The 26,502-nt window shown below is 69.6% G+C and carries 19 protein-coding genes; 7 read left to right on the forward strand and 12 right to left on the reverse strand.

The features are described 5' to 3' along the window. Window positions 1-9: 9 nt before the first annotated feature. The 11 genes from GBZ48_RS00990 to GBZ48_RS01040 all read right to left on the reverse strand — a co-directional run bounded on the left by GBZ48_RS00990 (window position 10) and on the right by GBZ48_RS01040 (window position 17,218). Complete coding sequence (locus tag GBZ48_RS00990) at window positions 10-1,701, reverse strand: hypothetical protein (protein ID WP_174469269.1); 1,692 nt, start codon at window positions 1,699-1,701, stop codon at window positions 10-12. Next, a complete protein-coding gene (locus GBZ48_RS00995) occupies window positions 1,698-2,957 on the reverse strand; it encodes a glycosyltransferase family 4 protein (protein ID WP_174469270.1) in 1,260 nt (419 codons plus the stop codon). The genes GBZ48_RS00990 and GBZ48_RS00995 overlap by 4 nt, the downstream gene beginning before the upstream one ends. Window positions 2,958-2,967: 10 nt before the next feature. Beyond that, window positions 2,968-4,155, reverse strand: a complete 1,188-nt coding sequence (locus GBZ48_RS01000; protein WP_246306907.1) for a glycosyltransferase family 4 protein — start codon at window positions 4,153-4,155, stop codon at window positions 2,968-2,970. Further along, window positions 4,140-5,642, reverse strand: coding sequence for an O-antigen ligase family protein (locus GBZ48_RS01005; protein ID WP_174469271.1), 1,503 nt, complete (start codon window positions 5,640-5,642; stop codon window positions 4,140-4,142). The genes GBZ48_RS01000 and GBZ48_RS01005 overlap by 16 nt, the downstream gene beginning before the upstream one ends. After that, complete coding sequence (locus GBZ48_RS01010; protein WP_246306908.1) at window positions 5,639-6,649, reverse strand: glycosyltransferase family 2 protein; 1,011 nt, start codon at window positions 6,647-6,649, stop codon at window positions 5,639-5,641. Before GBZ48_RS01010 ends, GBZ48_RS01005 begins: the two co-directional genes overlap by 4 nt. After that, complete coding sequence (locus tag GBZ48_RS01015) at window positions 6,646-7,818, reverse strand: glycosyltransferase (RefSeq protein WP_174469272.1); 1,173 nt, start codon at window positions 7,816-7,818, stop codon at window positions 6,646-6,648. The genes GBZ48_RS01010 and GBZ48_RS01015 overlap by 4 nt, the downstream gene beginning before the upstream one ends. A 52-nt stretch (window positions 7,819-7,870) precedes the next feature. Further along, window positions 7,871-10,189, reverse strand: coding sequence for a GumC family protein (locus tag GBZ48_RS01020; RefSeq protein WP_174469273.1), 2,319 nt, complete (start codon window positions 10,187-10,189; stop codon window positions 7,871-7,873). 60 nt (window positions 10,190-10,249) lie between these two features. Next, window positions 10,250-12,430, reverse strand: a complete 2,181-nt coding sequence (locus GBZ48_RS01025; RefSeq protein WP_174469274.1) for a hypothetical protein — start codon at window positions 12,428-12,430, stop codon at window positions 10,250-10,252. Further along, window positions 12,427-14,274, reverse strand: a complete 1,848-nt coding sequence (locus tag GBZ48_RS01030; RefSeq protein WP_174469275.1) for a glycosyltransferase — start codon at window positions 14,272-14,274, stop codon at window positions 12,427-12,429. The genes GBZ48_RS01025 and GBZ48_RS01030 overlap by 4 nt, the downstream gene beginning before the upstream one ends. Window positions 14,275-14,315: 41 nt before the next feature. Beyond that, window positions 14,316-15,689, reverse strand: coding sequence for an oligosaccharide flippase family protein (locus GBZ48_RS01035; protein ID WP_174469276.1), 1,374 nt, complete (start codon window positions 15,687-15,689; stop codon window positions 14,316-14,318). Between the two features lie 515 nt (window positions 15,690-16,204). Then, on the reverse strand, window positions 16,205-17,218 hold the full coding sequence (locus GBZ48_RS01040; protein ID WP_174469277.1) for a LacI family DNA-binding transcriptional regulator: 1,014 nt from the start codon (window positions 17,216-17,218) through the stop codon (window positions 16,205-16,207). Here GBZ48_RS01040 and GBZ48_RS01045 point away from each other — a divergent pair. From GBZ48_RS01045 to GBZ48_RS01065, 5 genes are all read left to right on the forward strand, one after another. After that, window positions 17,217-17,408, forward strand: a complete 192-nt coding sequence (locus GBZ48_RS01045) for a hypothetical protein (protein WP_174469278.1) — start codon at window positions 17,217-17,219, stop codon at window positions 17,406-17,408. The genes GBZ48_RS01040 and GBZ48_RS01045 overlap by 2 nt on opposite strands. Window positions 17,409-17,477: 69 nt before the next feature. Then, window positions 17,478-20,018 carry a phosphoenolpyruvate--protein phosphotransferase gene (gene ptsP, locus GBZ48_RS01050; RefSeq protein ID WP_174469279.1) on the forward strand — a complete coding sequence of 847 codons (2,541 nt, stop codon included), beginning with the start codon at window positions 17,478-17,480 and terminating at the stop codon, window positions 20,016-20,018. Further along, window positions 20,015-20,977, forward strand: coding sequence for a 1-phosphofructokinase (gene pfkB, locus GBZ48_RS01055; RefSeq protein WP_174469280.1), 963 nt, complete (start codon window positions 20,015-20,017; stop codon window positions 20,975-20,977). The genes ptsP and pfkB overlap by 4 nt, the downstream gene beginning before the upstream one ends. A 70-nt stretch (window positions 20,978-21,047) precedes the next feature. Beyond that, complete coding sequence (locus GBZ48_RS01060) at window positions 21,048-22,847, forward strand: fructose-specific PTS transporter subunit EIIC (RefSeq protein ID WP_174469281.1); 1,800 nt, start codon at window positions 21,048-21,050, stop codon at window positions 22,845-22,847. Window positions 22,848-23,003: 156 nt separating this feature from the next. Further along, window positions 23,004-23,321: a hypothetical protein gene (locus GBZ48_RS01065; protein ID WP_174469282.1), complete on the forward strand. Its 318-nt coding sequence runs from the start codon at window positions 23,004-23,006 to the stop codon at window positions 23,319-23,321. Between the two features lie 31 nt (window positions 23,322-23,352). Here the strand turns inward: GBZ48_RS01065 and GBZ48_RS01070 are convergent, their stop codons facing one another. Then, on the reverse strand, window positions 23,353-24,258 hold the full coding sequence (locus GBZ48_RS01070) for a LysR family transcriptional regulator (RefSeq protein WP_211105582.1): 906 nt from the start codon (window positions 24,256-24,258) through the stop codon (window positions 23,353-23,355). A gap of 180 nt (window positions 24,259-24,438) precedes the next feature. Here GBZ48_RS01070 and GBZ48_RS01075 point away from each other — a divergent pair, with 180 nt between their 5' ends. Then, window positions 24,439-25,557 (forward strand): S-(hydroxymethyl)glutathione dehydrogenase/class III alcohol dehydrogenase, encoded by a 1,119-nt coding sequence (locus GBZ48_RS01075; RefSeq protein WP_098738560.1) that lies wholly within the window; start codon window positions 24,439-24,441, stop codon window positions 25,555-25,557. Window positions 25,558-25,638: 81 nt separating this feature from the next. Then, the gene (gene fghA / locus GBZ48_RS01080; protein ID WP_174469284.1) at window positions 25,639-26,490 is read left to right on the forward strand and encodes an S-formylglutathione hydrolase; all 852 of its coding nucleotides are present in this window, start codon (window positions 25,639-25,641) and stop codon (window positions 26,488-26,490) included. The last annotated feature ends 12 nt before the right edge of the window (window positions 26,491-26,502 follow it).

The following is a 26,502-nucleotide window of genomic DNA, read 5'->3' on the forward strand; positions in this document are numbered from 1 at the left end:
CGGGTGCCGTCAGCGCACTCCCAGCCGCAACTCCATCATCACGCTGTCGCTTCCCGCCGGGGCGTCCGCCACGGCCACACCCACCGCAACCGCGGGGCCGGCAGAGGAGTCGACCCGCTGAGGAACGCCGCCTGCGGGGCGCAGGAGGCTGCCCATGCGGATGGTGGCACGGGTCTTGCCAACCGGCGCGGTGCCGCTGGTGGCGACCGGCACGATGCCGCCGGCGGGGGCCGAGGTCAGGGCAACGCCATCGGCCGGGCGGTCCTGCTCCAACCGGCGCACCCGGTCGTAATCGCGCTGCACCAGATTGCCGGCATCGACGCCGCCGGCCCCGGCCTTGCGGAACTCGCCGGCGCAGTCCACCGCCTCGAACCGGTTGGCCCGGCAGGTGCCGGAGATGCTGAGCGCCGGAGCGAACCCGTCGCGGCCGAAGCGGATCAGCCGTTCCGCATCCTCGAACCGGTTGCCGACGGCCGAGGATGCCACCACGGCCGCGGTCTCGATGTCGGCGGCGCGGTCGTTGGTGCCGTCGCCGAAGCTGGCGCTGCCGCCGGTGAATTGGTTGCGCTCCAGCGACCGCACCACGATCAATCCGGTGACCGGACGCCCGGCCAGACGATAGTCGGGCAGCAGCGAGCCGCTACAGCCGATCAGGACATTGCCGTACATCTCCGCCATCGGCCCCTGGATCCAGCCGTTGCCGCAGGCCTCGAAGGCGCAGTCGAGGAACTTGTTGTTGGACAGGAATGTCCGCTTCGGCGCCCCGTCCTCCGCCAGGATGGCGTAGGGCGAGAAACCGAGATGACAGGAGATGAAGCTGGCATGGTCGATGCCGTTTTCCGGCGCCACGGCGATGGAGGCCAGCGTGTTGCCGGCGAGGTCGGTGTCGAGGAACAGATGATCGCCGAAGCTGTCGGTTCCCGCCGACCAGTAGGCACCGATGTGGTTCTTGGTCAACTGGCAGGAGATCAGCGAGGAGTGGTCGCGCCAGACATCCACCCCGGCGCGGAAGCCGTAAATCCCGACCCGTTCCAGCAGGAAACGGGAGGTCAGGGCCACCCCGCCCATGCCCGGCGGCGCATCGCCCGGCCGGTTGCCGGGCTTCGGTCCGCGCAGGCTGAGATGCGCGATGCGGCTGCGCTGATAGCCCTTGTTGTCGTCGCGGGCGGCCTGCCGGCTGCCGGCACGGATGGCGAAACGGCCTGGCCCCAGATCCTCCGGCCAGGACAGCAGCGAAGCCCGCATGCCGGCGCCGACGATCTCGACCTCGTTGAAGGCATCGTCGTAGCGGTCGAGGTTGGGCAGGACGATCTCGCCGTCCAGCCGGTACTGGCCCGGCGGCACCAACACCGTCCCGCCCTGGCCGGTGCGCGACAGTTCCAGGACAGCGCCTTGCAGGGCGGCCCAATCGCATTCCTGATCCAGGGAACGGGCATGCGGATGGACGCGCCGCGCCGCCTCCAGGCTCTTGTAGCGTTCGGACAGGGGGTGGCTGCGCCCGTCGCCGATGGCGCCGCGGTCGCGGATCGACAGGGCCGGGCCGCTCCGTGGCGGCGGGCCGGGGGGCGGGTTGGCGGACGGGCGCGATGGCTTGTCCGGAGCGGCCAGGGCGGTACCGGCAGCGGACCCGGCTGCCGGCAGTGCCAGGACCGCGGCCAGCAGCGCACGCCTGCCGATGCGGCTGCCGGTTCGGTCATTCATGGTGCGCGAACCCGAGCCGGTCGCCGGAGCCCGCCGCCGAGGGCGGTGCGATAGACCTCCTCCACCCGGTCGAGATGGCGGTCCAGGGTAAAGGGTGCTTGCCAATAGCGGTCGTAAGCGTTGCGGCCCAGCCGCTTCACCTCCGCATCGTGGGAGAACAGCTTCAGGCAGCGGGCAAGGTCGGCGGCGTCGCCGCTGCAAAACAGGAAACCGTTCTCGCCGGACAGGACCGCCTCCGCCGCCGCGCAATTGTCGCTGACGATGATGGGCACGCCATTCGCCAGCGCTTCATAGGCGGCGAGGCCGAAGGTCTCGTACCACAGCGACGGGACCACCAGGGCGCGCGCCCGCCGCAGTTCCTCCAGTACCCGATCCGGCGGCAGCCAGCCGGCAAGCTCCGCCTCCGGATTCAGCCGGCGGACCGTTTCCCTCTCATCGCCGTCGCCGATGAAGCGCACCGGGCAACCGGCCTCGGCCGCCGCTTCGGCCAGCAGGGCGGCGCCCTTCTCGCGCGACAGGCGGCCGACGAACAGCATGTGGCGGTTGTCGGCGACCGGAGCCGGACCGCGATTCCTGATCTCGTCCGGCACCTCGACCGGGTTCGGAATCGGCAAGGTCATGGTGCCGGGCGGCAGGTGAGGGGCGATCACCGCGCGCTGCCGGTCGCTGAGCGTCACCAGCGCCATGCCCCCGATGAAGCCGCCGGCCAGCGCCCCTGCCGCATGGCGGGCCGCCCGCCACCATTTGTGATGCAGGGCGCGGGCATCGCAGTCGGTGGCAAGACAGCCGGCAGACAGCGCCCGGTGCGAACAGTTGATGCCTTCGGGAAAGACGAAGAAGGCGCCGTTGGGGCAAAGCGGGAAATAATCGTGCAGGGTCAGAAGCACCGGCAGACCGGATTTCCGGCAGACCGGGAAGACGCTGGGCGACAGCGCCTTGGCCCAGCCATGGATATGGATCACCGTGTCGTTGGCCGGGCAGCCGGCAAGGAGGCTCTCCAGGGCGCGCGCCGCTTCGCGGTTCCAGAGCCCCCGCAGCGCCGCCTGCACACGGTCGGCATTGCCCTTCAGATCGGCCTGTTCCAGGCAATGCACGGTGATCCCGTCGGTCAGCAGGGCCGGATCGATGGGCGGCACGGCGGTGAAGAACTGGACCCTGTGGCCGCGCCCGGCCAAGCCGACGGCGCTCGCTATGGCGACCTTCGCCAGCCCGCCGCTGGGGTGGGCATGGTCGCAGAGGATGACCACCGTGCTCATGGCGGGATACTCATTGCAGGGCGCCGCGGTAGACCGCGGCGGTGCGGGCGGCGATCACCGGCCAGTCGAAGCGGCTGCGGACCAGCGCTCGGCAGGCGTCGGCATCCGGCAGGCGGCGGACGCCGGTCAGTGCTTCGGCGAGGCCGATGCCGATGGACCGTGCGTCGGTCCCGGCCAGGACGAGGTCGCCGTCCAGCCCTTCCACCACCTCCGGCAGCCCGCCGACCGGGGTGACCATCACCGGGGTGCCGGCCGCCAGCGATTCCAGCGCGGTCAGGCCGAACCCCTCCAGCGCCTGGGACGGCATCACGCACAAATCGGCGGCGCGGTAGGCCAGCGGAAGATGCGCGTCGGGTACGAAGCCCAGCAGCCGCACATGCTCCTCCAGCCCCAGCGCGCCGATGCGGTCCTGAAGGGCTGCCGCCTCCGGCCCGCGCCCGGCCACGATCAGCAGCACGTCCGGCACCCGGCGGCGCAGCTCCGCCATGGAATCGACCAGCGCCGTCAACCCCATGCGCTTCACCAGCCGCCGCACCGTCAGCACGGTGGGACGGCCTGGAGGCCAGCCGAGCCGGACGCGCGCCCGCTGCCGGCTATCGGGAAGGTCGTAGCGGTCGGCATCGACGCCGCCCGGCACCCGGTGGATGCGCTCCGGCGGCACGCCATAACGCTCGGCCAGGATGGTGGCGAAGGACCGGGACAGCACGACGAAGCGGGTGGCGCGGTGATAGACCAGCCGCTCCACCATGAATTTCAGCCGCACCGCCAGCGGACCGGCTCCCTCCGCAGCGCTTTCCAGCGCCCAGGGGCCGTGGAAATGGACGACCATCGGGCGGTTGCGCAGGGCCGGCAGGGCTCCCACCGTGTTCAGCGCGAAATGCGAGGCGACGAGGTCCGGCGCCTGCCGGCGCAGCGCGTCCGCGATGGCGGTCCGCGCCGCCACCATCCGGCGCGGCAAGGAGGCCGAAGGCGGCGCGAAGCTGGCGATGCGGGCGCCATTGTCCAGCGTTTCGGAAACATTGCCCAGCACGAGCCCGGAGAAGGCGATGCCCTGCTGCGGCAGATGGCGGGCGAGGTGGTAGAACATGTTCTCCGCCCCGCCATGGGTCTCCGGAAACCAGCCCAGTCCAAGCTGGAGCACGCTGGCCTCCCGCATCTCCCCTGGCAGGGCGCCGGGCAGGATCAGGCTTCCGTCCATTGCTTGTCCTCTTGGAATTGGCGTTCGGCGGCTTGTTCGACGACGGCCTGCTGCGTGGCGAGCCCATGGTTCTTGGCGGCCATCGCCATGCCCAGGAAGAACCAGAAGCCGACGCCCGTGACCTTCACCAGCGTGTGCTCGAACACCATGCAGAGGAGGATCGTCAGCGCCGCGGTCTCGGCGCAGCGGGCGAAGGGGTCGGGCGGCGCCCCGCCGCGGCGCAGCATGCCCACCGTCAGCGCGATGATTCCGGCGACATAGCCCAGCGTGCCGGGCCAGCCAAGCTCGTAGGGTACGCGCAGGATGCCGCTGTCGAAAAAGGCCATGGCACCCAGCTGGCCGTCCTCGTTGGTCAGCTTGGTCGCGGTGTCGATGGTGCCGAGTCCGGCGCCGCGCACCTCGGTCAGCGCCTGGATCAGGAAGCGGCCGTAGAACTCCTGCCGCTCCTGATAGCTGCGGTCGTTCTCCATCGAATTCAGCGTGTCGAAGCGGGAGACGATGGCCTGGTTGACCAACGGCACGCTCAGGAGCGGCAGGGAGCAGAGGATCAGCCCAACACCGACGGCGACCAGCCGCAGCCGGTGCCGGCCGGGCATGGTCAGCAGCAGCCAGGCGAAGGTGAACAGCCCGGCCAGCCACGCCGCCCGCACCAGACTGAGCAGCAGCGATCCCAGCGCCAGCGCTCCGGCGATCGGCACGAGAATGCCGCGGGCCGCCGGCAGCACCGCCAGCCCGGTCACCAGCAGGAAAGCCATCGGGCCGGAGGAGTTCAGCGTGCTGAAGACCCGCACCTGCATCGGCAGCGGCATGCCCTGGTTGGTCATGCCGACATTGATCAGCCAGCGCGCATCCCAGGCCGGCATGAAGAAGTACTGAATGAGCCCATAGCCGCCGACAAGCGCCAGCCCCAGCACGAAGGCGCGCAGCACCGCGTCGCGCATCTGCGGGTAGAGCGGCCAGTGCAGGGCGACATAGAGCCCCAGCGTCACCGGCACCAGCCAGTTCAAGAGCGCGAAGGTCGCCGCCGCCACGCCGGCCTGGGTGATGCCGTTGAAATAGGCGTAGAAGATGCCCAGCATCACCGGCACGAAGCCGAAATAGGCGCGGTAACGCAGCATCGGCAAGTACTGTGCGATCACCAGCCAGGTCATGGCACCGACGGCGAAGGGGGTCACCATGACCGGACTGATGACGCTCCAGCCCGCTTGGTAATCGACCAGCCGGCGCACCTCCGGCGTCAGGAACCACAGCCACCAGGTGAAGGCGGCGAAGCGGGCCGGGTCGCGCGTCACCAGCAGCGCGCCGACGGCCAGCGCCCCCACCGGGAAGATGATCTCCAGCAGGCCGGCCTTGCCGACCAACACCGGCATCAAGACCAGGAACCAGAAGACCGGTGCGGCCAGTTTGCCGAGGGACGGCAGGCCGCCCGCGCCGTGATGGGTGCGCGCCAGATGGTTCGGATCCTGGCCGGCGGTGGCGAAGGTCATGCCGCTGTCTCCCGCCAGTCGCGCATCCCCGCCAGCCGGCCGCGCAGCGTGGCGCGCAGCTTCGCCCCGGCGTGCCGGTCGCCGCGCAGCCGCAGCCTTGCCCATTGCGCCAGCCCGGGAAACTCACAGGTTCCCACCAGCATGGCCCAGGCGGCGAAGGCGGCGCGGTTGGCCGGGCCGAAATGGGCCATCAGCGCCAGCGTGTCGTTGAAGGTCGCGTTTTCCTGCGCCTGCGGGTGGAAGTGATCGGCGCCACGCTGGTCGATGTCGAAACGGACTGCCGGAAAATGGTCGACCGCGACCAGCGGATCGTAGACCAGCCGCCAGCCCTGGCGGGACAGGCGCAGGCAGAAATCCACCTCGTTGCGGACCTGGGCGCCGCTGCCGCGCAGCCGGGTGTTCAGCCGCTGGCCGGCGATGGCCACCCGGCGGAAGCTCCAGTTGGCGCCTTTCAGAACATCGACGTCCTGCGCCGGGCCGACGCCCAGATGGTGGTTGCCGATGACGCGGCCGAACCATTGCAGCCGGCCGACGATTTCCGCCTCTCCGGTCTCCGGCACGTCGCCGTGATAGACATGGTCGCGGCCGCCGACCCCGCCGATGCGGGGGTCGGTGCGATACCACGCCTCGATCCGCTCCACCCAGTCGGGATGCGGGACGGCATCGTCGTCGGTGATGGCGACGATATCTCCGATGGCATGGTCCATGCCGCGGTTGATGGCGGCGACCTGCCCCGGGACGTCGATGCCGACGACCTGGACGGGCAGGGCTGGGTGGTAGCGGCGGGCGACCTCGGCGGACTCCGGATCGCTGTCGCGCACGGTGACGACCACCTGGACCGGCGCCAGGGTCTGGCGGACCAGCCCGTCCAGGCAACCGGCCAGCTGGTCCGGCCGGCGGTAGGTCGGGACGATCACGGTGACGCCCAGCCGCTCGGTGGCGGTGGGGTCTATCGGCACCAGCGATACCGGACGGGTCGCCATGGAAGGAGTCTTGCCGCCGCTCATGCCGGTGCCAGCTCCCGTCCGCGGCGGCTGATCGCCGTGGGGCGGTCGGGCGCCAGGGAGGCTTCCTCGCCGTTCATCCAACTGTCGATGGTCTCGCGCAGGCGCGCCTTGAACACGTCGCGGTCGAAGCGGGCCGCATGGGCGCGGATTGCGGCGGGGTTGAAGCGCGCCTCCTGCGCCTCGAACCGTTCCACCGCCTCGATCAGGCCCTCCGGCGTCTGCTGGTCGAAGAACAGGCCGGACAGGCCGTCCCGCACCGTCTCGGTGGCGCCGCCACGGTTCAGCGCGATCACCGGACGTCCGGCGGCCATCGCCTCCACCGGGACGATGCCGAAATCCTCGTTGGCGGTGAAGATCAGCGCCCGGCAGGAGGCATAGTGGCGGTCGAGGTCGGCTGGGGAGCAGTGGCCGACCAGTTCCACCGTCGGTCCGGCCATCTGCTTCAGGCGCCGGAACTCCTCCCCCTCGCCGACGACGACCAGCTTGCGGCCCATGCGGTTGAACGCCTCGATGGCAACGTCGGCGCGCTTGTAGGAGACGAGCTGGCTGACGAACAGGTAATGGTCGCTCCTGTCGCCGCCGTTGGGAGTGGTGACGGTGGCGAAGCGCTGCGTTTCCACCGGCGGATGGATGACGGTGGCGTCGCGGCGATAGACCCGCCAGATGCGCTGGGCAACCGTGTGCGAATTGGCGATGAAGCGGTCGACCCGCGCCGCGGTCGCCAGATCCCATTGCCGCAGGCGGTGGATGGCATAGGGCATCAGCGGCCGGACGATCGGGCCGGCCGAGTGCAGGTAATCGTGATAGCCGCTCCACACATAGCGCATCGGCGTGTGGCAGTAGCAGACATGCAGCGCGTCGGGCCGCGTCAGCACGCCCTTGGCCGGTCCGGATTCGCTGCTGATGACCAGATCGTAAGCGCTGAGGTCAAGTTGCTCCAGCGCCAGCGGCATCAGCGGCAGGTATTTCTGGTACATCCGGTGGGCCATCGGCAGCCGGTCGATGAAGGTCGTGGTGACCCGGTGGCTGCGGATGATCGGCGACATGCGTTCCGGCCGGTAGACATGGGTGAAGATGTCTGCCTCCGGATACAGCTCGCACAGGGCTTCGACGACCTTCTCGCCCCCGCGCATCCCGACGAGCCAGTAATGGACGATCGCGACTTTCATGGTGGGTTCTCCAGAAAGGGACCGGCGCTTGCCTGAGCCCAAGGGTTCGACCTCAGGCGATGCGGCGCAGGCGATAGGAGCGGCCGCTGGGCGGGCGGGCGCCATATTCGAGATTCGCGTGTTCGCGGGCGTTGACCATCGACAGCACCGCTCCGCCGATCCGTCCGCCGACCTGCCGCACCTGCTTGATGCCGGCGCTGGCGAGGCTGGAGGCGGTGCGCGCCCAGCGCACGACGTAGAGGACGCGGTCGGCCAGCGGCGCCAGGATCAGCGCGTCCGACACCGACAGAACCGGCGGCGTGTCGAGGACGACGACGTCGTAGCGTTCGGCCAGCTCGACCAGCAGCGACAGCATGGCCTTGGAGCCGAGCAGAATCTGCGGGCGGTCGACCGGCCGTCCCGCGGCGATCACCGACACACGGCGGCGGTCGTCGATGTGCAGAACCTGATCGAGCGTCGCGTCGCCCTCCAGCAGGTCGGTCAGCCCCTTCGGTGGGCGCACGCCGCCGAGAAGCCGGTGCACCGCCGGACGGCGGGTGTCGCAATCGACGATGACGACGCGCCGGCCGGTGTCGGCGAGGAAGGCGGAGAGCGCCACGGCCAGCGTCGTCTTGCCCTCTCCCGCCACCGACGAGGTCAGCATCACCACCTCGCCGCCCTTGACGCTGGCGGGCTCGGCCCCGGTGCGGACCAGATGCAGCCGGGCGCAAAGCCGCCAGACCGCCTCGGCGAAATCGCCGCCGCCAGTGTTGGAATAGGGGTCGTCGTCGGCACGCGCGGACCGCTTGGCCCGGCCCAGCAGCGGCACGATGCCGACCGCGGGCAGGCCCAGCAGCGCCTCCACCTGATGGGAGCTGTAGACGCCGCGCTGCCGCATGGTCCGCACCAGGGCGATGCCGGTGGCGATGGCACCGCAGACGACCGCGGCCAGTCCGGCAAGCACCGCCTTGCCCGGCCCGACCGGGCCACCCGGCACGGCGGCGGCCGACACGATGCGCACGTCCGGCGTCATCTCCAGCGCCTGGAGCACCTGCGTCTCCTTCAGGCGGGTGACGGCGCGGCGGTAGTTGTCGTCCGACGCGTCGGCCTGCCGCTGAAGATCGCGCAGCTTCACATCGGCCTGGAGCGTGTCGAAGGATTCCGCCCGCAGGCCTTCCAACCGGCGGGACAGATCCTGGATTTTGGCGACCTGTTGTTCCACCTCGCCCCGCAGGCTGCGGACCACGCGGTCGACCTCGGTGGCGAGGGTGGCGTTCAGCTCGCGCAGTTCTGCGGTCGGCCGGTTCAGCGCCGGGTGGCGGTCGCCGTACTGGGCCCGCAGTTCCGCGAGCTGTGCGTTCAGCGCCGCCTGACGCTGGCGCAGGGTGGTGATCAGCGGATCACCGCCGATGTCGGCGCCGGTCAGCGATTCCGGGTTGCCGGGCCTGACCGACTGCAGCTGGCGCAGCCGGGACTGGGCATTGGCATGGGCGGTGCGCGCCTCCGCCAGCTGCCCGTTCAGGGCCGACATCTCCTCGTTCACCAGCGGGGCGTCGCGGCCCTTCACCATGCCGGTCTCGGACCGCATCGCCTCGACCGCGGCGCGGCCGGTGGTGGTCATGTCCTGGCGCAGCTCGTCCAGGCGGCTTTGCAGCCATTCGCTGGCGTTCTGGGTAGCCTTGCGCTTCGCCTCCACCTGGATGGCGAGATAGGCGTCGGCGACGGCGGTGGCGGCGCGGGCGGCAAGCTGCGGGTCCTTCGCCTCCACCGTGATGCGGATCGCGCGGGACTGCACGCCGGGGCTGATGCGCAGGTTCTTCTGGAACGCCTCGGTCAGGCGGTCGGCTTCCCTCTCCTGCGCGTTGCCGGTGGGCGCGGCCGGGCGCGGGGCCGGCGTTAGCAGGGCGGCCAGAGAATCAGGCAGCATCGCCGTCACTTCGGTCAACAGGGTACGGCCTTCCTCCATCAGCGGGCTGAACAGGCCCGGCTTGTTGGTGGGGGCGGCGTATTCCGGTTCCTGCCCCAGGTTCAGCGCCTCGACCACGCGGGCGGCGAGGTCACGGGAGCGCAGGATTTCCACCTCGGTGTTGACGGTGTCGAGATAGATCCCCATCGGCTCGGAGACGGAGGGGATGTTGATGACGCGGTTGGGATGCGGGTCGATCACCACGACGGTGGAGGAGCTGTAGAGCGGGGTCATGGCGTTGATCAGAAGCACCGCCGGCAGCCACAGCACCGCGGTCAACCCGAGGATCAGCCATTTCTGGCGCCACAGCATCTGCACCAGCCGGCTGACGTCGACCTTGTCGGCGCCCGTTCCGACCGGCGGTGCGACAAAGCCGGCGGCGAGACCGGACGTGCCTGACGGCAATCGGTGTTCCGGTGCGTCCATGGGCTCAACTCCTTCATAGCGGGCGAACGGTGCGCGGCGTTGCAAGACGGCTGTGGTGGCTCAGGCGACCTCTGCCGGGTCGCGGCTGGGCTGGCGGGTTTCCGGCGCTTCATCCTGTGCCCGCGTGCCGCCGACCTCCGGCGGGAGGGCAGGGTGCGCGGGGGCGCCATGTCCGGCCTTGGCCTCGGCCAGGATGCGGGCATAACGGGCGACGGTGTTGGGGGTGACGTTGACCAGCATTCCGGTCCCACCGCCATTGGCGACGAGTTGGGCGACCTGGAACAGCGCGCGTCCCTTTTCCAGAACTTCTCCGGGCAGCATCCACAGGATGGAATCGATGTTGGAGGCCAGCCATCCCGGTTTCCCGCTGCGCGTCAGGCGGCGTTCGGCCGACCGGACCTGCGCAGTGTTGCGGATGGTGTAGAAGGGCGACCAGCCGTCCCAGTCGCCGGCGGTGAAGGGCAGCGCCACGAAGCCGTCGCTACCGGCGCCGTCCATCACCACCGCCTCGGCGGCACCGAAACCGGACTTGGTCCACATGTAGTCGAAGCCGGCGGAGCGGACGGCGGCGGCGACCTCCGGCCGCAGCGGGCCGGGGCGGGCGCTATCGTAGGGCCGCCACGCCTCGTAGAAGCGGTCGAGCCGGTAGCGGCGCAGCGCATTCCCGATCAGGCGCCGGGCGTCCATCGCCGGCGCGCCGGTCTGCGGTGCCGTGCGCGGCGTGCCTTCCGGTGCCGCCTCGACGCTGGCTGCCGGAGTTTCTGTCGGGATTTCTGCTGGGCGCGGGCGCGGGGAGATGCGCAGGACGGGGCGGCCCTCCTCCCAGTGCAGGCGCGGGGTGTGTCCGGGCACCAGGGGTGAGTCGACCAGCGGCCACCAGCCGCGCGGCATCAGGCCGGGCGGCAGCATGGTGGCGATCTCCGCACGGGCGTCCGCCAGCAGGCGGGTCAGCTCGCCGCCCTGATTTTCGAGGCCCGGCATTTCCCCCTCGGCGCAGACGCCGCGGCCGGTGCTGCCCAGCAGAAGCTCCACCCGGCCCAGCACGCCGCCGCGCTCCTCCGGCACCGACAGCAGGGCGAGGTCGGCGGGGCTGGACTGGGTCAGGCTGTCGACGGTGACCACCAGCCCGCAGCGCAGGCCGGTCGCCGCCACCAGATCGAGAATGCGCGGGATGCAGTGCAGCTCGCGGATCATGCCGGACCACAGGACCAGCGTGGTCAGCACCCTCCCCTCCGCCGCCCAGCGGCGCAGGGTGGCATCGTCGGGCTCGAAGTCGGTGAAGGGCCGTGGCGGCTCGGCGATGCGCAGCGGCACCGCGGCAGTGCTGGCGAAGGGTGGGTCGGGGTCGACGATCTGCAAACCGCGGCCCAGACGGCCGAGCGCGAAGAAGTCGTGATCGTCGAACTGCCGGCCATAGACCGGGTCCGCTCCGGCCTGGATCAGGTCAGCGGCGCGCTCGATCACGTCGGTCTGCGGCCGGCCATAGAGCGGCAGGAGCCGCTTGGCCGCCGCCAGCGGCAGCTGCGCCGCGATCAGGTCGGGATCGCCCAGCAGGGTGCCGCGGCCCCAGCCGGCATGGCGGCGGGCCAGCGCCACGCTGAAGCTGGCATAGCTCTCCCCCGCCACCTTGCCCTCGACCGCATCGAGGCCGCCGGGAAAGGCGCGGGCACGCACCGGATCGACGCAGTGGCCGGTGAAGCGGCGGGCGCCCATCGCCTCCAGCCTCTGGCGCAGCCCGGCATCGGCACTGGCGTCGATGCCCAGGCAGGGCTCCGCCATCAGACGCGGATAGAGGAACGGCGCGGCGACGATGCCGAGCGGGGTCTGTGGCGCCATGTCCAGCACCGCGACCTCGTCCGGGATCGACTGCCCCAGCAGACGGAAGGCGGCGTCATACAGGGCGGCCGGATCGGTGCTGCGCAGGGCGCATTCGCCGCCCGCCTCCACCACCGGCCAAAGCGGAGAGGCCGGGTCGCCCAGCGCCACGACGCGGAAGCAGGTGGTCAGCCAGAGCGCATGGTCCAGATGCCGGCCGCCGGCCATCAGGCTGCCGGTGCCGGTCGCCTCGGTGCGGTTGCCGTCCTCCCAGCCGCCGAAATGGCGGCCGCTGCGGCGTCCGTCATAATAGAGGTCGAAGGTCCATCCGGCACGCTCCGCCGCGGCGGCCAGCACCGGCGCCATGGCGACGCGGTGTGGATCGCCGCCATGGGCGAGGAAGAGGAGAAGGGGCGGTTTGGTCACGATGTGCGGCCCTCCGTCCCGCCGCCGCGCCGGCACCACCACAGGTGCCATTTCGCCACCCCCGGCGGGCCGAAGTGATCGGTCTTCTGCAGGGTCAGTCCGGTGGCGGCGATGGCCTTGCGCATCTCCGGCGCCCAATGGTGGCGGACCAGCGCCTTCCACTCCGGCAGCACGCCATGGCAGCGCATGGTCGCCAGCAGCCGGTCGGGCCGCCAGCGGTAATAGCGGGGATAGGCGATCACCCACAGCGGGTTGGCGTTGGTGGTGTCGCAGACGATCCGGCCGCCGGGCTTGACCACCCGCTGCAACTCCCGAACGCCGGCCTCCAGATCCGGCAGGTGGCAGAGCAAGTCCATGGCGATGACGAGGTCGAAGCTGTCGTCGGGGAAGGGCAGCTTGCGGGCGTCGGCCTGCTGGACGGTCAGGGCGGGAAAGCGCTCCTTCGCCTCCGCCAGCATCTCGTGCGAGATGTCGACCAGTGTCACGTCGTGACGGCCGGCGAAGGGGCCGGTGATGCGGCCATATCCGCCGCCGACGTCGAGGATGCGCATCCGCGGCAGCCGTTCCAGCTCCGCCGCCACCGCGCGCCGCTTCTCGTCATAGATGCGGTAGAAGGGGGTGGTGGGGTGGTCGGGGCGGAAATGGCGGCGGTAACCGTTGTTATAGATGCCGGAGCCGGCGGCCTGCGTGCGTTCCGCCTTGGCATTCTCCAGCAGGACGGCGACCTGGGCGGCGACCGTGTCGACGTCGAAGCTCTTGGCATGCTCAAGCCCCGCCGCGGCGACCGTCTTCAGCCCCTCGCGGTCGGCCAGCCGGGCGATCAGCATGTCGCGCAGCGGTTCGGCTTCCCCCGGCGGGACCAGCCAGCCGGTGCGGCCATGCTCAATGATTTCCGGAAAACCTCCGCAATCGCTGGCGACCACCGGCACGCCCAGCGCCATCGCCTCCACCACCACGAAGCCGAAGCTTTCCCACAGCGAGGGGGCGACCGCCATCTCGGCCCGCGCCACCACGGCCAGCGCGTCGTTGCGCGGCAGGGCGCCGGTGAAATGGACGCGGTCGGCGACCGGAGCGACGTCGCGGCGGAACTGGTCGATGACTGCGGCGCTCGCCGAATCCTCGCCACCGATCATCATCAGATGCAGGTCGGGGTTGGCGGCCAGAACGCCCGGAATGGCACGGCCCAGTGTGGCGATGCCCTTGCGCCCCTCCAGCCTGCCGAAGAAGGCGATGAAGCGCTTCGGCAGCGCCATCGGCGGTTCGGCCGTCCGGTTCACTGCCACCGCGGCGATGTCGATGCTGTTGGGGATGACCTGGATCAGCTCCGGCGCGATGCGCCAGTAATCGGCCACCCGCCGGGCGATGGCGCGGGTGGAGGCGTAGATCGCGGCGCTGCGCCGGGTCTGGTCGCGCTCCAGCGCATTCAGCAGATGGGTGTGCGGCACCCAGGGCTGGGTGTTGGTGTCCATCACCAGCCCGGTCGGGGTCGCCAGCCGCGTCACCACCGGGATGGTGCTGAAGCGGGTCAGCCACCATGCGTCGGCATCGAACTCCGCCGCATGAACCACGTCGGGACGGAAGGAGCTGACGGCATCGGCCAGCCGGCGGTTGGTCCGGAAGCGGTCGACCACCGCATGCCTGTGCGGACCTGGATCGACGCGCTGCACCGTGACGCCGTCTTCGATGGTGGTTCCGGCCGGCAAGCCGCCGGTCTTCCACGGTGTCACCACCTGGACGGCATGGCCCAGCCGCGTCAGCGCGCGGGCCATCGTGTGGGTGTGCGTGGCGATACCGCCGAGCTTTTCGCCGGGTGGGTATTCGGGCGTCAAGAGCGACAGTCGCATTGCGGTTTCCTCGATTCCTAAAGAATGTCCGATGGGTTCGGTCACTTGCCTGCGGGGCCCGCCGGGCTGGCAGCCGGAGTGGCTGTCACCGGGGCCGGCTTGTCGAACAGGCGCCGCGGCAAGGCTGCGAGCATTGCCGGGTCGGGAAGGAAGACGCGCCAGGACAGTCCGGTCGCGCGGCGGTAGAGCGTCGCCGCGGTAGCGAACACCAGCGTGTAGGCGACGGTGGAAACGATGGCCGCAGCCAGGATCCCGCCGCTGCGCAGGAACAGCAGCAGCCCGGCCAGCGTGACCACCATGCCCAGCAGATTGGCCAGGGTGGCGGTGAAGGGCCGGTTCTCCGCATAGAGCCCGTTCAGCAGGATCGACGCGGCGGCATAGAGGATGGCGCCCGGCAGCAGCAGCCGCAGCGGCAGCGCGCTGTCGGCGAAGGACGGGCCATAAACCAGCCCGATGGCGATGTCGGCGAAGACGAACAGCCCGCCGCCCAGGAGGCCGCCGATGGCGAAGGTCGCCTGAAGGCTGTTCAGCACCAGCTCGCGCCCCGACTGTCCCCGCCGGGTGGCGGCGGGCATGACGACGGTGGCGAGCGCGCCGGACAGGCTGACGATCAGCCAGGACAGGCTGGTTGCCAGCGCATAGAGCCCGACCTGCGTCGCCGACAGGAAGGCCGGGATGATCAGCAGGTCCAGCCGTTGCGTGATGACGCCGCCCACCACGTCGCCGTGGGTGCGCAGGGCATACCAGACGGTCTGCCGGCCGAGCGCCGGATCGGGCCGGCCGATGCCGTGGCGGCGGACCAGCACAGCGGTCGCCACCACCAGCACCAGCGTGCTCATCGCCGCCTGGACGATGACGGCGGCCTCCACCGTGAAGCGGCCGGTGGCCCACAGCGCGGCATAGACGATGGCGACGCCGGCCGGCTGAAGGAAATTCAACGCGTTGAAGCTGCGGAAATCCTGATCGCCCAGGATCAGGCCCAGCATCAGTTCGGACAGCAGGGCCATGGCGATCATCGGCAGGTAGAGCCGCGCCAGCGCCAGCGTCTCCGCCGGCTGCGCCGCCAGCAGTGTCGGCAGCAGCAGATAGCCAACGCCGATCGCCACCGCTGCAACCGGCAGCAGGATCAGGGTCCAGGTGCTCAGCAGGCGGCCACCGGCGGCATGGTCCCGCGACAGCGCATAGGTGACCGCCTTGCCGCAGCCCATGCCGAACAGCCAGCCCAGCAACTGCACGGTGGTCAGCACAGCGGTCAGCGCCCCCCGGCCATCCGGACCGACGGTGCGGGCGACCAGGATCCCCGTCAGCAGTCCCAGCGCCATCGTCGCGGCGGTGACGAGCACCGTCGCCACGCCATGCCGGGCGAAGCTGTTCCGCTTTGCCGCCGCCTTCCGTCCGGTCAAACCCTTCAGCATCGCGCCGTCACCCCCGTTGATGGCCCTGAAACCCGCGCACTGCGTACCTGCCGTTCTGGAACTCCTGTTTTGATTGCAGCTCCATTCCCGATTTGAAGCGGCTTTCATTTCCTACTCTTGCGGGCGAAAATAGTTGGCCTTGCCAACATTGTCCGATGAATTCAAAAGTTATCGGGAAGAGGAACAATCGTAAAATGCGGCCGTTATTTGATCCGACGCGCATTTTTGTTGTGCGTTGCAAACAGGACGGTAGTGGGGTGTTGGTCCAGGGTCAACGCCGCTTTCGGAACTGTTCTTCCCACACACCAGGGGAGTATTTTTCTTTGAACATCCGTTGGCGGAGATTGTCAGACCTATCGTATCTTTCGGACACCGGTTATCGGCGAAGCCCATATTCCGGCATCGGGATTAGCCCGTTGCCGGGCCGGTCGCACACGGGAGGGGAGGGGGAGGCGCCATTGTGCCCCGCCGCATGGCGTCGTCGGACCGCCGCCTGACGCCATTGATGGGTGTCTTCAGTCGGCCGCGGCCATCCGCGCGGCGGTGGAGCCGCGCACGATGCAGGTGCCGCCGAGAATGAGGCGGCGGCTGGGGCGGTCCGGCGCCTCCAACCGTTCGAACAGCAGGGCCATGGCGGACTGGCCGATGTCCTGCACTGGCTGTTCGATGACGGTCAGGCCGGGACCGACCAGTTCCGTCCAGGGTTCGTTGTCGAAGCCGGCGACCGCCAACCCGTCCGGAATCGGCAGGCGCAACCGGCGGGCGGCCTTGACCACGCCCATCAGGAACAGGCTGTTGCTGACGATGAAGGCCTCCGGCCGGTCGCGCTCCGACATCCACGCCACCACCGCCTCTTCCGCCGCATCGGCATGGGGGACGAGAAAGCGGGCCGCCGGGGCGAGTCCGCGGGCGGTCATGGCGGCACGGTAGCCCTCATGGCGCTCCTGGCCGGTGGTGCTGGTGTTGCCGAACAGGCCGGCGATGCGGCGATAGCCCTGGGCATGCAGATGCTCCACCAGCATCGCCGCGGCACGCGGGTTGTCGAGGACCACGGCATCGTGACGGCCGGTCGGCGCGTTGCGGTCGATCAGCACGACGGGGAAATCGAGGTCCAGCCCGTCCAGCCGGTCGAGCGTCGCCCGGGTGGGGGCGAAGATCAGGCCGGTGATCCGCTCCTCCTGCATCAGGCGGAGGTACAGTTCCTCCCGTTCGGGATTCTCGTCGCTGTTGCACAGGATCACGCGCATGCCGGCACGGTAGGCCGCATCCTCCACCGCGCGGCTGACGGCCGTGAAGAAGGGGTTGCGGATGTCGGACACCACCAGCCCGATGGTCTGCGAATGCTGCGAGCGCAACCGCCGCGCCGACAGGTTGGGGCGGTAGCCGGTGGCGCGCACCGCATCCTCCACCCGCTTGCGCAGGGTGTCGCTGACCGGACCGTTGCTCAGCACGCGTGACACGGTGGCGACCGACACGCCGGCAGCCAGGGCCACGTCCTTGATGCCGGCGGTTTTTCCCGAGACGCTCATGTCCAGACCGATCGTGTGGAAGGATGCCCCGATTGGGGAAGCGACCTTAGCCGCATGGGCCGAAGATGACCAGGGCGGGGTATTTTCTGAAAACGTTTCCATCGACCTCGGCAAAACATCGTTTATTTTTGTCCGCCTGACAAGCCGTTCATCCATAAAAACCCATATGTTGCAACGCAACAAGCGTTGACAGCCGGACTGTAATCGTTTTCACTCCGTTTAACAGCACATACAAAAGCCCGCGGAGGAGACGGTCGCCATGCTCACCGACACGCACCCCTTGAGCCTTCCCCCCGATCTGATCCGCCTCGGCGCCGCTCCGGCGGGCAAGGAGGCGGCGATCCGCGAGGCGGCGCAGCTGCTGATCGCGGCGGGCTGCATCGATCCCGCCTATGCCGACAGCATGATCCGGCGCGAAACGGTGGCGAACACCTTCCTCGGCCATGGCGTCGCCATCCCGCACGGCATGGTGGACGACCGCAATCTGGTCCGCCGCAACGGCATCGCGATTCTACAGGTGCCGGACGGCGTGGTGTGGAACGACGGGCAGACCGCCCGGCTGATCGTCGCCATCGCTGCCCAGTCCGATGCCCACATCGCCATCCTGCGCCGCCTGACCCGCCTGATGCAGGACGAGGCGCGGCTGGCTGCCCTGTTCACCACCGGCAACCCTGCCGACCTCGTCGCCGCGCTGTCCGACGAGACCGCATCGCCGACACCCTCCGCCGCAGACGCCGGCGATCTTGCCGAGAGCTTCGAGTGGGTGGTCGATTATCCGACCGGCCTGCATGCCCGCCCCGCCGCCGCCTGGGTCGAGAGTGCCCGTGCCGCGTCCGGCCGGGTCCGTGTCCGCCACGGCGAAGAGAGCGCCGACGGCAAGACGCTGGTGGCGCTGCTGCAACTGGGCCTGCGTCCGGGCGACCGCGTCACCGTGTCCGCCGACGGGTCAGACGCCCGCGCGGTGCTGAACCGGCTGCGCGCCACCATCACCGGTCTCAGCGCGCGGGAAAAGGCGGATGCCGCCGCCGCGGCGCGCAAGGCGAAGGCCGTGGTGCAGGGCTGGACCCCGCCGGCTGCCGTCGCAAATGGCGGCCGCGAGATGCCCGTGATTGCCGGCATCGGCGCCAGCCCGGGCCTGACCATCGGCCCTGTCCATGTGATGCCGAAGGCCGACCTGACCGTTCCCGACCGTCCGGCCCCGCTGCTGGAGGGGGGCAACCGCCTGCATGAGGCGCTGAACCTGACGCGCCAGCAGCTGAAGGCGCTGGCCGACGACACCGCCCGCCGGCTGGGTCCGGCCGAAGCCGGCATCTTCGCCGCCCAGGCGGAGCTGCTGAACGACACAGACGTCATCACGCTGGCCTGCCAGCTGATGGTCGAAGGGCATGGTCCCGGCTGGTCGTGGAACGAGGCGGTGGAGCGCAGCGCCGCCAGGCTCGCCGCCAACCCGAACCCGGTGCTGGCCGGCCGCGCCGCCGACCTGCGCGATGTCGGCCGCCGGGTGCTGACCCGCATCGATCCGGACCTGCGCGGCGGCTCGATCCGCGACCTGCCTGACACCCCCTGCATCCTGGTCGCCGACGACCTGTCGCCGTCCGACACCGCCGCCCTCGACATGGGCCGCGTCATCGGCCTTGCGACGGCACAGGGCGGCCCGACCTCCCACACCGCCATCCTGGCGCGCACGCTCGGCCTGCCGGCGATGGTCGCCGGCGGTCCGGCGCTGACCGGGCTCGCCAACGGCACCACCGCCATTCTCGACGGCCAGTCCGGCCGCCTCTATCTGGAGCCCTCCGACGCCGACATCGCCGCCGCCCATGGCTGGATCGAGGAGCAGCGCATCAGGAAGGCCCAGCAGGAGGAGCGGCGCAGCCTGCCCGCCCGCACCCGCGACGGCCACACGGTGGAGATCGGTGCCAACGTCAACCGTCCCGATCAGGTGGCGATGGCCCTGTCGCAGGGCGGCGAGGGCGTCGGCCTGATGCGCACCGAGTTCCTGTTCCTGGAACGCGGCGATGCGCCGAGCGAGGAGGAGCAGTACCAGACCTACCGCGCCATGCTGGAGGCGCTGGACGGCCGTCCGCTGATCGTCCGCGCGCTCGACATCGGCGGCGATAAGCAGGTCCCGCATTTGCAACTGCCGCATGAAGAAAACCCCTTCCTCGGCGTGCGCGGTGCCCGCCTGCTGCTGCGCCATCCCGAACTGCTGGAGCCGCAGCTGCGCGCACTCTACCGCGCCGCGAAAGAAGCAAAGCCGGGCGCGCTGCTGATCATGTTCCCAATGATCACCACGCTGCGCGAGATCGAGACGCTGCGCGCCGTCTGCGACCGCATCCGGGCCGAGCTGGACGCTCCGGCCGTGCCGCTGGGCATCATGGTCGAGGTGCCGGCCGCCGCCATCCAGGCCGACATCCTGGCTCGCCATGTCGATTTCTTCTCCATCGGTACAAACGACCTGACGCAGTACGCGCTGGCAATCGACCGCCAGCACCCCGAACTGGCGGCGGAGGCCGACAGCCTGCACCCGTCGGTGCTGCGCCTGATCCGCCTGACGGTGGAAGGGGCGGAAAAGCACGGCCGTTGGGTCGGCGTCTGCGGCGGCATCGCCGGCGACCCGTTCGGCGCCGCTTTGCTGGCGGGTCTCGGCGTGCGCGAACTGTCGATGACCCCGCGCGACATCCCCGGCGTCAAGGACAAGCTGCGCGACAGCGACCTCGCCGGCCTGCGGGCGCTGGCCCAGCGCGCGCTGGATTGCGAGTCCTCCGACGAGGTGCGGGCGCTGGAAGGGGACGCGTCATGACGAAATCCGGCTTGAAATCAGTCGTCACCGTCACGCTGAACCCGGCCATCGACCAGACCATCACGGTCGAGGCGCTGAAGCCCGGCAGCGTCCATCGCGCCAAGGCGGTTCGCCACAATGCAGGCGGCAAGGGCGTGAACGTCGCCAGCTGCCTTGCCGACTGGGGAACGCCGGTGGCTGCCGCCGGCCTGCTCGGCACCGGCAACGCCGCGCCTTTCGAGGCGCTGTTCCAGGCCAAAGGCATCGCCGACGCCTTCCTGCGGTTGCCGGGCGAGACGCGCGTCAACATCAAGATCGCCGACCTCGCGGCCAATGACACGACCGACATCAACCTGCCGGGCCTGAGCGCCGATGCGGCCGCTGTCGACCGCGTCCGCGAGACCGTGCTGGGGCTGGTGGAGCCGGGCACGCCGGTGCTTCTGGCCGGCAGCCTGCCGGAAGGCTTGCCCGCCGACGCCTACGCCGCCCTGACCGCCGATCTGGCGGCGGCCGGCGCCCGTGTCGTGCTGGACAGCAGCGGGGCGCCGCTGGCGGCGGCGCTGGCCTCCACCGGTGCGCTGCCCCACTGTATCAAGCCCAACCGGCACGAGCTGGAGGATTGGGCTGGCCGGCCGCTGCCGACGAATGCCGACCTGCTCGATGCGGCTCGCGATCTGCATCGTCGCGGCGTGTCGGTGGTGGTGGTGTCGCTGGGGGCGGACGGCGCGTTGTTCGTCGATGGCGCCCGTGCCCTGCAAGGCCGGCTGCCGCCGGTCCAGGCGCTCAGCACCGTCGGGGCGGGCGACGCGATGGTGGCCGGGCTGATCGCCGCCTTTCAGCAGGATTGCGGACTGGAGGATGTCGCCCGGCTATCGGTGGCCTTCGCCGCCGCCAAGCTCGGCTGCTTCGGTCCCAACCTGCCCGATCCGGCGACGGTGCGGTCGCTCGTGGCACAGGTGGCCCTGACCCCAATCGACTGAGATTTCCGACACCATCGGACTGAAACCAACGCAGTGACAGGCGCGGGCTCGAACCCGCCAGGAGGAAACAATGGCAACCCTGTTGGCCGTGATCGCGGCGGGCGATCTTACCACCCAGGCCGTTCTGGCGGCCGAGGCCCTGCGCAAGGCGGCGGCTAAGGCCGGCCACCGCATCCAGGTGGAGATCCGCACCAGCCTCGGCATCCAGTCTCCGCTCGACGCCGCTGCGCCGTCCACGGCCGACGGGTTGATCCTGATCGGCAGCGGCGACTTCGACGACGGGCGCTTCGCCACGCTGAAGCGCAGCACCGCCTCGCTCGACGAGGTGCTGGGCAATCCCGCCGCCGTGCTGGAGAAAGCGCTGTCCTCCGCCGCGTCCGCCCTTTCCGCGGCCGCGTCCACGGCTGCGCCCACCGCGGCCGGTCCGCGCCGGATCGTCGCCATCACCTCCTGCCCGACGGGCATCGCCCACACCTTCATGGCGGCCGAGGGCATCCAGCAGGCGGCGACCGCGCTCGGCCACAAGGTCCGGGTGGAAACCCAGGGCTCCGTCGGTGCGCGCGACACCCTGACCGACGAGGAGATCCGCGAGGCGGACGTCGTGCTCATCGCCGCCGACACCCAGATCGACCTGTCCCGCTTCGCCGGCAAGCGCGTATTCCTCAGCGGCACCAAGCCCGCCATCAATGACGGCAAGGCCCTGGTTAACCGTGCCCTGGCCGAGGCGAAGACCCATGGCGCCGCCGGCGGTGCGGTTCCGCTGGCCGATGCCGTCGCCGCCGGCAAGGCCGAGCGTTCGGCCCAGCGCACCGGCCCCTACAAGCATCTGATGACCGGCGTGTCCTTCATGCTGCCCTTCGTGGTGACGGGCGGCCTGCTGATCGCTCTGGCATTCGCGCTGGGCGGCATCTACGTCTACGAGGAATCCAACGCCGGCACGCTGGGCTATGCCCTGTTCCAGATCGGTGCCAAGGGCGCCTTTGCCCTGATGGTGCCGGCGCTGGCCGGCTACATCGCCTATTCCATCGCCGACCGTCCCGGCATCGCCCCCGGCATGGTGGGCGGCATGCTGGCCGGCAGCATCGGTGCCGGCTTCCTGGGCGGCATCGTCGCCGGCTTCATCGCCGGATACGGCACCGCCTTCCTGAACCGCCACATCAAGCTGCACCGCAACCTGGAAGGGTTGAAACCGGTGCTGATCCTGCCGCTGCTGGGCTCGCTGCTGACCGGCCTGCTGATGATCTATGTCGTCGGCACCCCGGTCGCCGAGGCACTGGCCTGGATGAGCGCCTGGCTGAAGGGCATGCAGGGCAGCAGCGCCATCCTGCTCGGCCTGCTGATCGGGGCGATGATGGCCTTCGACATGGGCGGTCCGGTCAACAAGGCGGCCTACGCCTTCTCCACCGGCCTGATCGCGTCCCAGGTCTACACGCCGATGGCCGCCGCCATGGCTGCCGGCATGGTGCCGCCGCTGGGTCTGGCGCTCGCCACCAAACTGTTCGCCGACCGCTTCACCGCGGAGGAGCGCGAGGCCGGCAATGCCGCCGCGGTGCTGGGCATCGCCTTCATCACCGAAGGCGCCATTCCTTTCGCCGCCCGCGATCCGCTGCGCGTCATTCCGGCGCTGATGATCGGCGGTGCGCTGACCGGTGCGATGTCGATGGCCGTGGGGGCGGAGCTGAAGGTTCCCCATGGCGGCGTCTTCGTCCTGCCGATCCCCAACGCGGTGACGCATCTGCTCGGCTACGTTGTGGCCCTGGTGGTCGGCACGGTGGTGACCGCCGTCGCCCTGCGCATCCTGAAGAAGCCGGTCGCCGCCGCAGCCGCGGCGCCGAAGCCGGCGGTCCAGCAGGCCGGCGCGCACGCCTGACTGTCATCCCTTTCCTCTCGGGCGTCCTCCCGAAACTGGCCCCTCTCCGCTTCCGCGGGGAGGGGCCTTTCTTTTTCCATCTATTCAAAGAATCCGCGCCAGCTTTCGCCGCCCCGTCCGTGGATCGGTCATGACATCGCCCGGAGTGACCGATCCATGCTCGACGAAAAGCCCGACGTGATGCTGGGCAACATGCTGCTGCATGTGAACCTGCTGGCCCTTGGCACGCTGATGACCAAGATGATGGCGGAGATGTTCCGCAAGGACGAGGATCCGGCCGGCAAGGCCGATGAATGGCTGCGCCTGTTCGAGGCAACCGCCGCGCAGATGACCTTCGCCAACGAGACGCCGGAATGGAGCGACCTGACGGCGCAGGAATTCCGCGACGTTCTGATGCAGCATATCCACCGCGCCCGCGCCATGGCGCTGGGGGAGGAGTGCGACCCGCGCGCCTATCTGCGCCATCACGGCTGATTGAGGCTGGCCGGAGGACGAGCGTCCGCCGTCACCGGTACTCCTGCCGACGTGCCAGCCCGTCCTTCAGGTGCCGGATCGCCGCGTGCACCTTCGCCGGCACGTGGCGCTTCTGCGGATAGACCGCCCACACCGCCGTGTTGGGCGGCCGGTGGCGGTCCAGCAGGGAAACCAGCCGTCCCTCCGCCACCGGATCTTTCACATAATAGTCCGGCAACTGGCACAGCCCGAACCCGCGCAGCGCCGCGTCCAGCACCGAGAAGCCGCTGTTGCAGCGCCAGCGGCCCCGCGGACGGAACAGCCAGTCCTGGCCGCTGTCGTCGAACAGCCAGTGGTCGGAGGTGCCGACCAGACACTGGTGGGTGGCAAGGCTGGTCAGGCTGTCCGGACAGCCGTGGCGCTCCAGATAGGATGGGGCGGCGCACAGATGCATCACGCGCGGGGCGATGCGCGTCGCCACCAGGCTCGATTCGCTGAGGCGGCCGAGCCGGATCGCCAGATCGTACCCCTCCTGCACCAGATCGAGCTGCCGGTTGGTCAGTTCCACCTCGATGCTCAGCTGCGGATGGCGCTCCATCAGGTCATTGATCAGCGGCATGACGAACTGCTCGCCATAGGCGGTTGCGCAGGTCATGCGCAGCACGCCCTTCACATCGCTGTCACTGCCCCCCTGCAACGCGCCCACCGCCAGGAAGGCGTCGTCGCGCTGCTCCGCCAGCCGCCGACAGCGGGCCAGGAAGGCACGCCCGCTCTCGGTCAGGCTGACCTTGCGGGTTGTACGGTAGAACAGGCGGGCCTGAAGCCGGTCCTCCAGCCGCGCCACGCTGCGGCTGACATGGGAGGAGGAGACGCGCAGCCGCTCCGCCGCGCGGGAAAAGCTGCCGGTTTCCGCCACCGCCACGAATTCGTCGATGCCGTCCCAGCCGCTCACGGTCATTCTCCCAGGGCCATCCGGCCATTATCCCCGTACGGCAAAAATCTATTCCCGAAATCGCCGTTCTGGCAATGACCGGTCGCGGTCTACACTGCGGAAATCAAATGCCAATCCTCATTGGCAAACCCGCCGACGGGGCAAACCCGTTCTCGGGGCCAATCCGATTTGGGGAAGGAAACCCACATGGTTCTGTCGCGCGCCGCCGTCGCCTGGGAAGCCAACCGTCCGCTGGAGATCGAAGAGGTCGAGGTTGCGGCCCCCAAGGCCGGCGAGGTGATGGTTCGCATCGTCGCCACCGGCGTCTGCCACACCGACGCCTACACCCTGTCCGGCAAGGATTCCGAAGGCGTCTTCCCCTGCATCCTCGGCCATGAGGGCGGCGGCGTGGTGGTGGAGGTAGGTCCGGGCGTCACGTCGGTGGCGGTCGGCGACCACGTCATCCCGCTCTACACGCCGGAATGCGGCAAGTGCAAATTCTGCCTGTCCGGCAAGACCAACCTGTGCCAGGCGATCCGCGCCACCCAGGGCAAGGGCCTGATGCCGGACGGCACCAGCCGCTTCTCGCTGAAGGGCAAGGAGATCGCCCACTACATGGGCACCTCGACCTTCTCCGAATACACGGTGCTGCCGGAGATCGCGCTCGCCAAGATCAACAAGGCGGCGCCGCTGGAGAAGGTCTGCCTGCTGGGCTGCGGCGTCACCACCGGCATGGGTGCGGTGATGAACACCGCGAAGGTGGAGCCGGGCTCGACCGTCGCCATCTTCGGCCTGGGCGGCATCGGCCTGTCGGCCATCATCGGCGCCACCATGGCGAAGGCCAGCCGCATCATCGGCATCGACGTCAACCCGTCGAAGTTCGAGATCGCCAAGCAGCTCGGCGCCACCGACGTCGTCAACCCGATGGATTTCGACCGCCCGATCCAGGAAGTTCTGGTCGAGATGACCGACGGCGGCGTCGATTACAGCTTCGAGTGCATCGGCAACGTCAAGGTGATGCGGGCCGCCCTGGAATGCTGCCACAAGGGCTGGGGCGAGTCGGTCATCATCGGCGTCGCCGGCGCCGGCGAGGAGATTGCCACCCGTCCGTTCCAGCTGGTCACCGGCCGCGTCTGGCGCGGCTCCGCCTTCGGCGGCGTCAAGGGCCGGTCGGAACTGCCGGAGTATGTGGAGCGTTACCTGCGCGGCGAGTTCGAGCTGGACACCTTCATCACCCACACCATGGGTCTGGAGGACATCAACCACGCCTTCGACCTGATGCATGAGGGCAAGAGCATCCGCTCGGTTATCCTGTACAACCAGTGAGGTGACGGTGGCTCCCTCTGCCGTTCCCTTTACCGGGACCGGAGGGAGCCTTTCGGCCATCGTTTTTCAAAAGGCGTATCCATGACCGATCCCCTCACCACACTGTCGGAAACCCGCGTCTTCGGCGGCCGGCTGAAGCGGGTGCGGCACCTGTCCGCGGCGGTGGACTGCGAGATGACCTTCGCAATCTTCCTGCCGCCGCAGGTGGAGGCCGGCGCCACGGTGCCGGTCTTCTACTGGCTGTCGGGACTGACCTGCACCGACGAGAATTTCACCCAGAAGGCCGGCGCCTTCCGCGTCGCGGCGGAGCTTGGCCTCGCCATCGTCGCTCCCGACACCAGCCCGCGCGGGGAGGGGGTGCCCGGCGACCCCGACAATTCCTGGGATTTCGGGCTCGGCGCCGGATTCTACGTCGATGCGACCGAGGAACCGTGGGCGCGCCATTACCGGATGCACGACTATGTGACGCGGGAATTGCCGGCGCTGATCGAGGCCAACTATCCGGTCACAGACAGGCGGTCGGTCGCCGGCCACTCGATGGGCGGACATGGCGCGCTGGTCTGCGCGCTGAAGCATCCGGGCTTCTACAAGGCGGTGTCGGCCTTCGCCCCCATCGTCAACCCGGCGGCGGTGCCCTGGGGCGAGAAGGCCTTCGGCAGCTATCTAGGGCCCGACCGCGACCGCTGGCTGGAATGGGACGCCTGCGCGCTGATTACGACCGCGACCGAGCGGTTGCCGATCCTGATCGACCAGGGCGACCGCGACGGTTTCTTGGAGGCACAGCTGAAGCCGGAGGCGCTGGTCGCCGCGGCGGAGGCAGTCGGTCACCCGGTGACGCTGCGGATGCAGCCGGGCTACGACCACAGCTACTTCTTCATCAGCACCTTCATCGAGGACCATCTGCGCCACCATGCGGCGGCACTGCTGGGGTGATGGGCCCGATAG

Origin of the sequence: Azospirillum melinis (assembly GCF_013340935.1) — a bacterium.
Taxonomy (GTDB): Bacteria; Pseudomonadota; Alphaproteobacteria; order Azospirillales; family Azospirillaceae; genus Azospirillum; species Azospirillum melinis.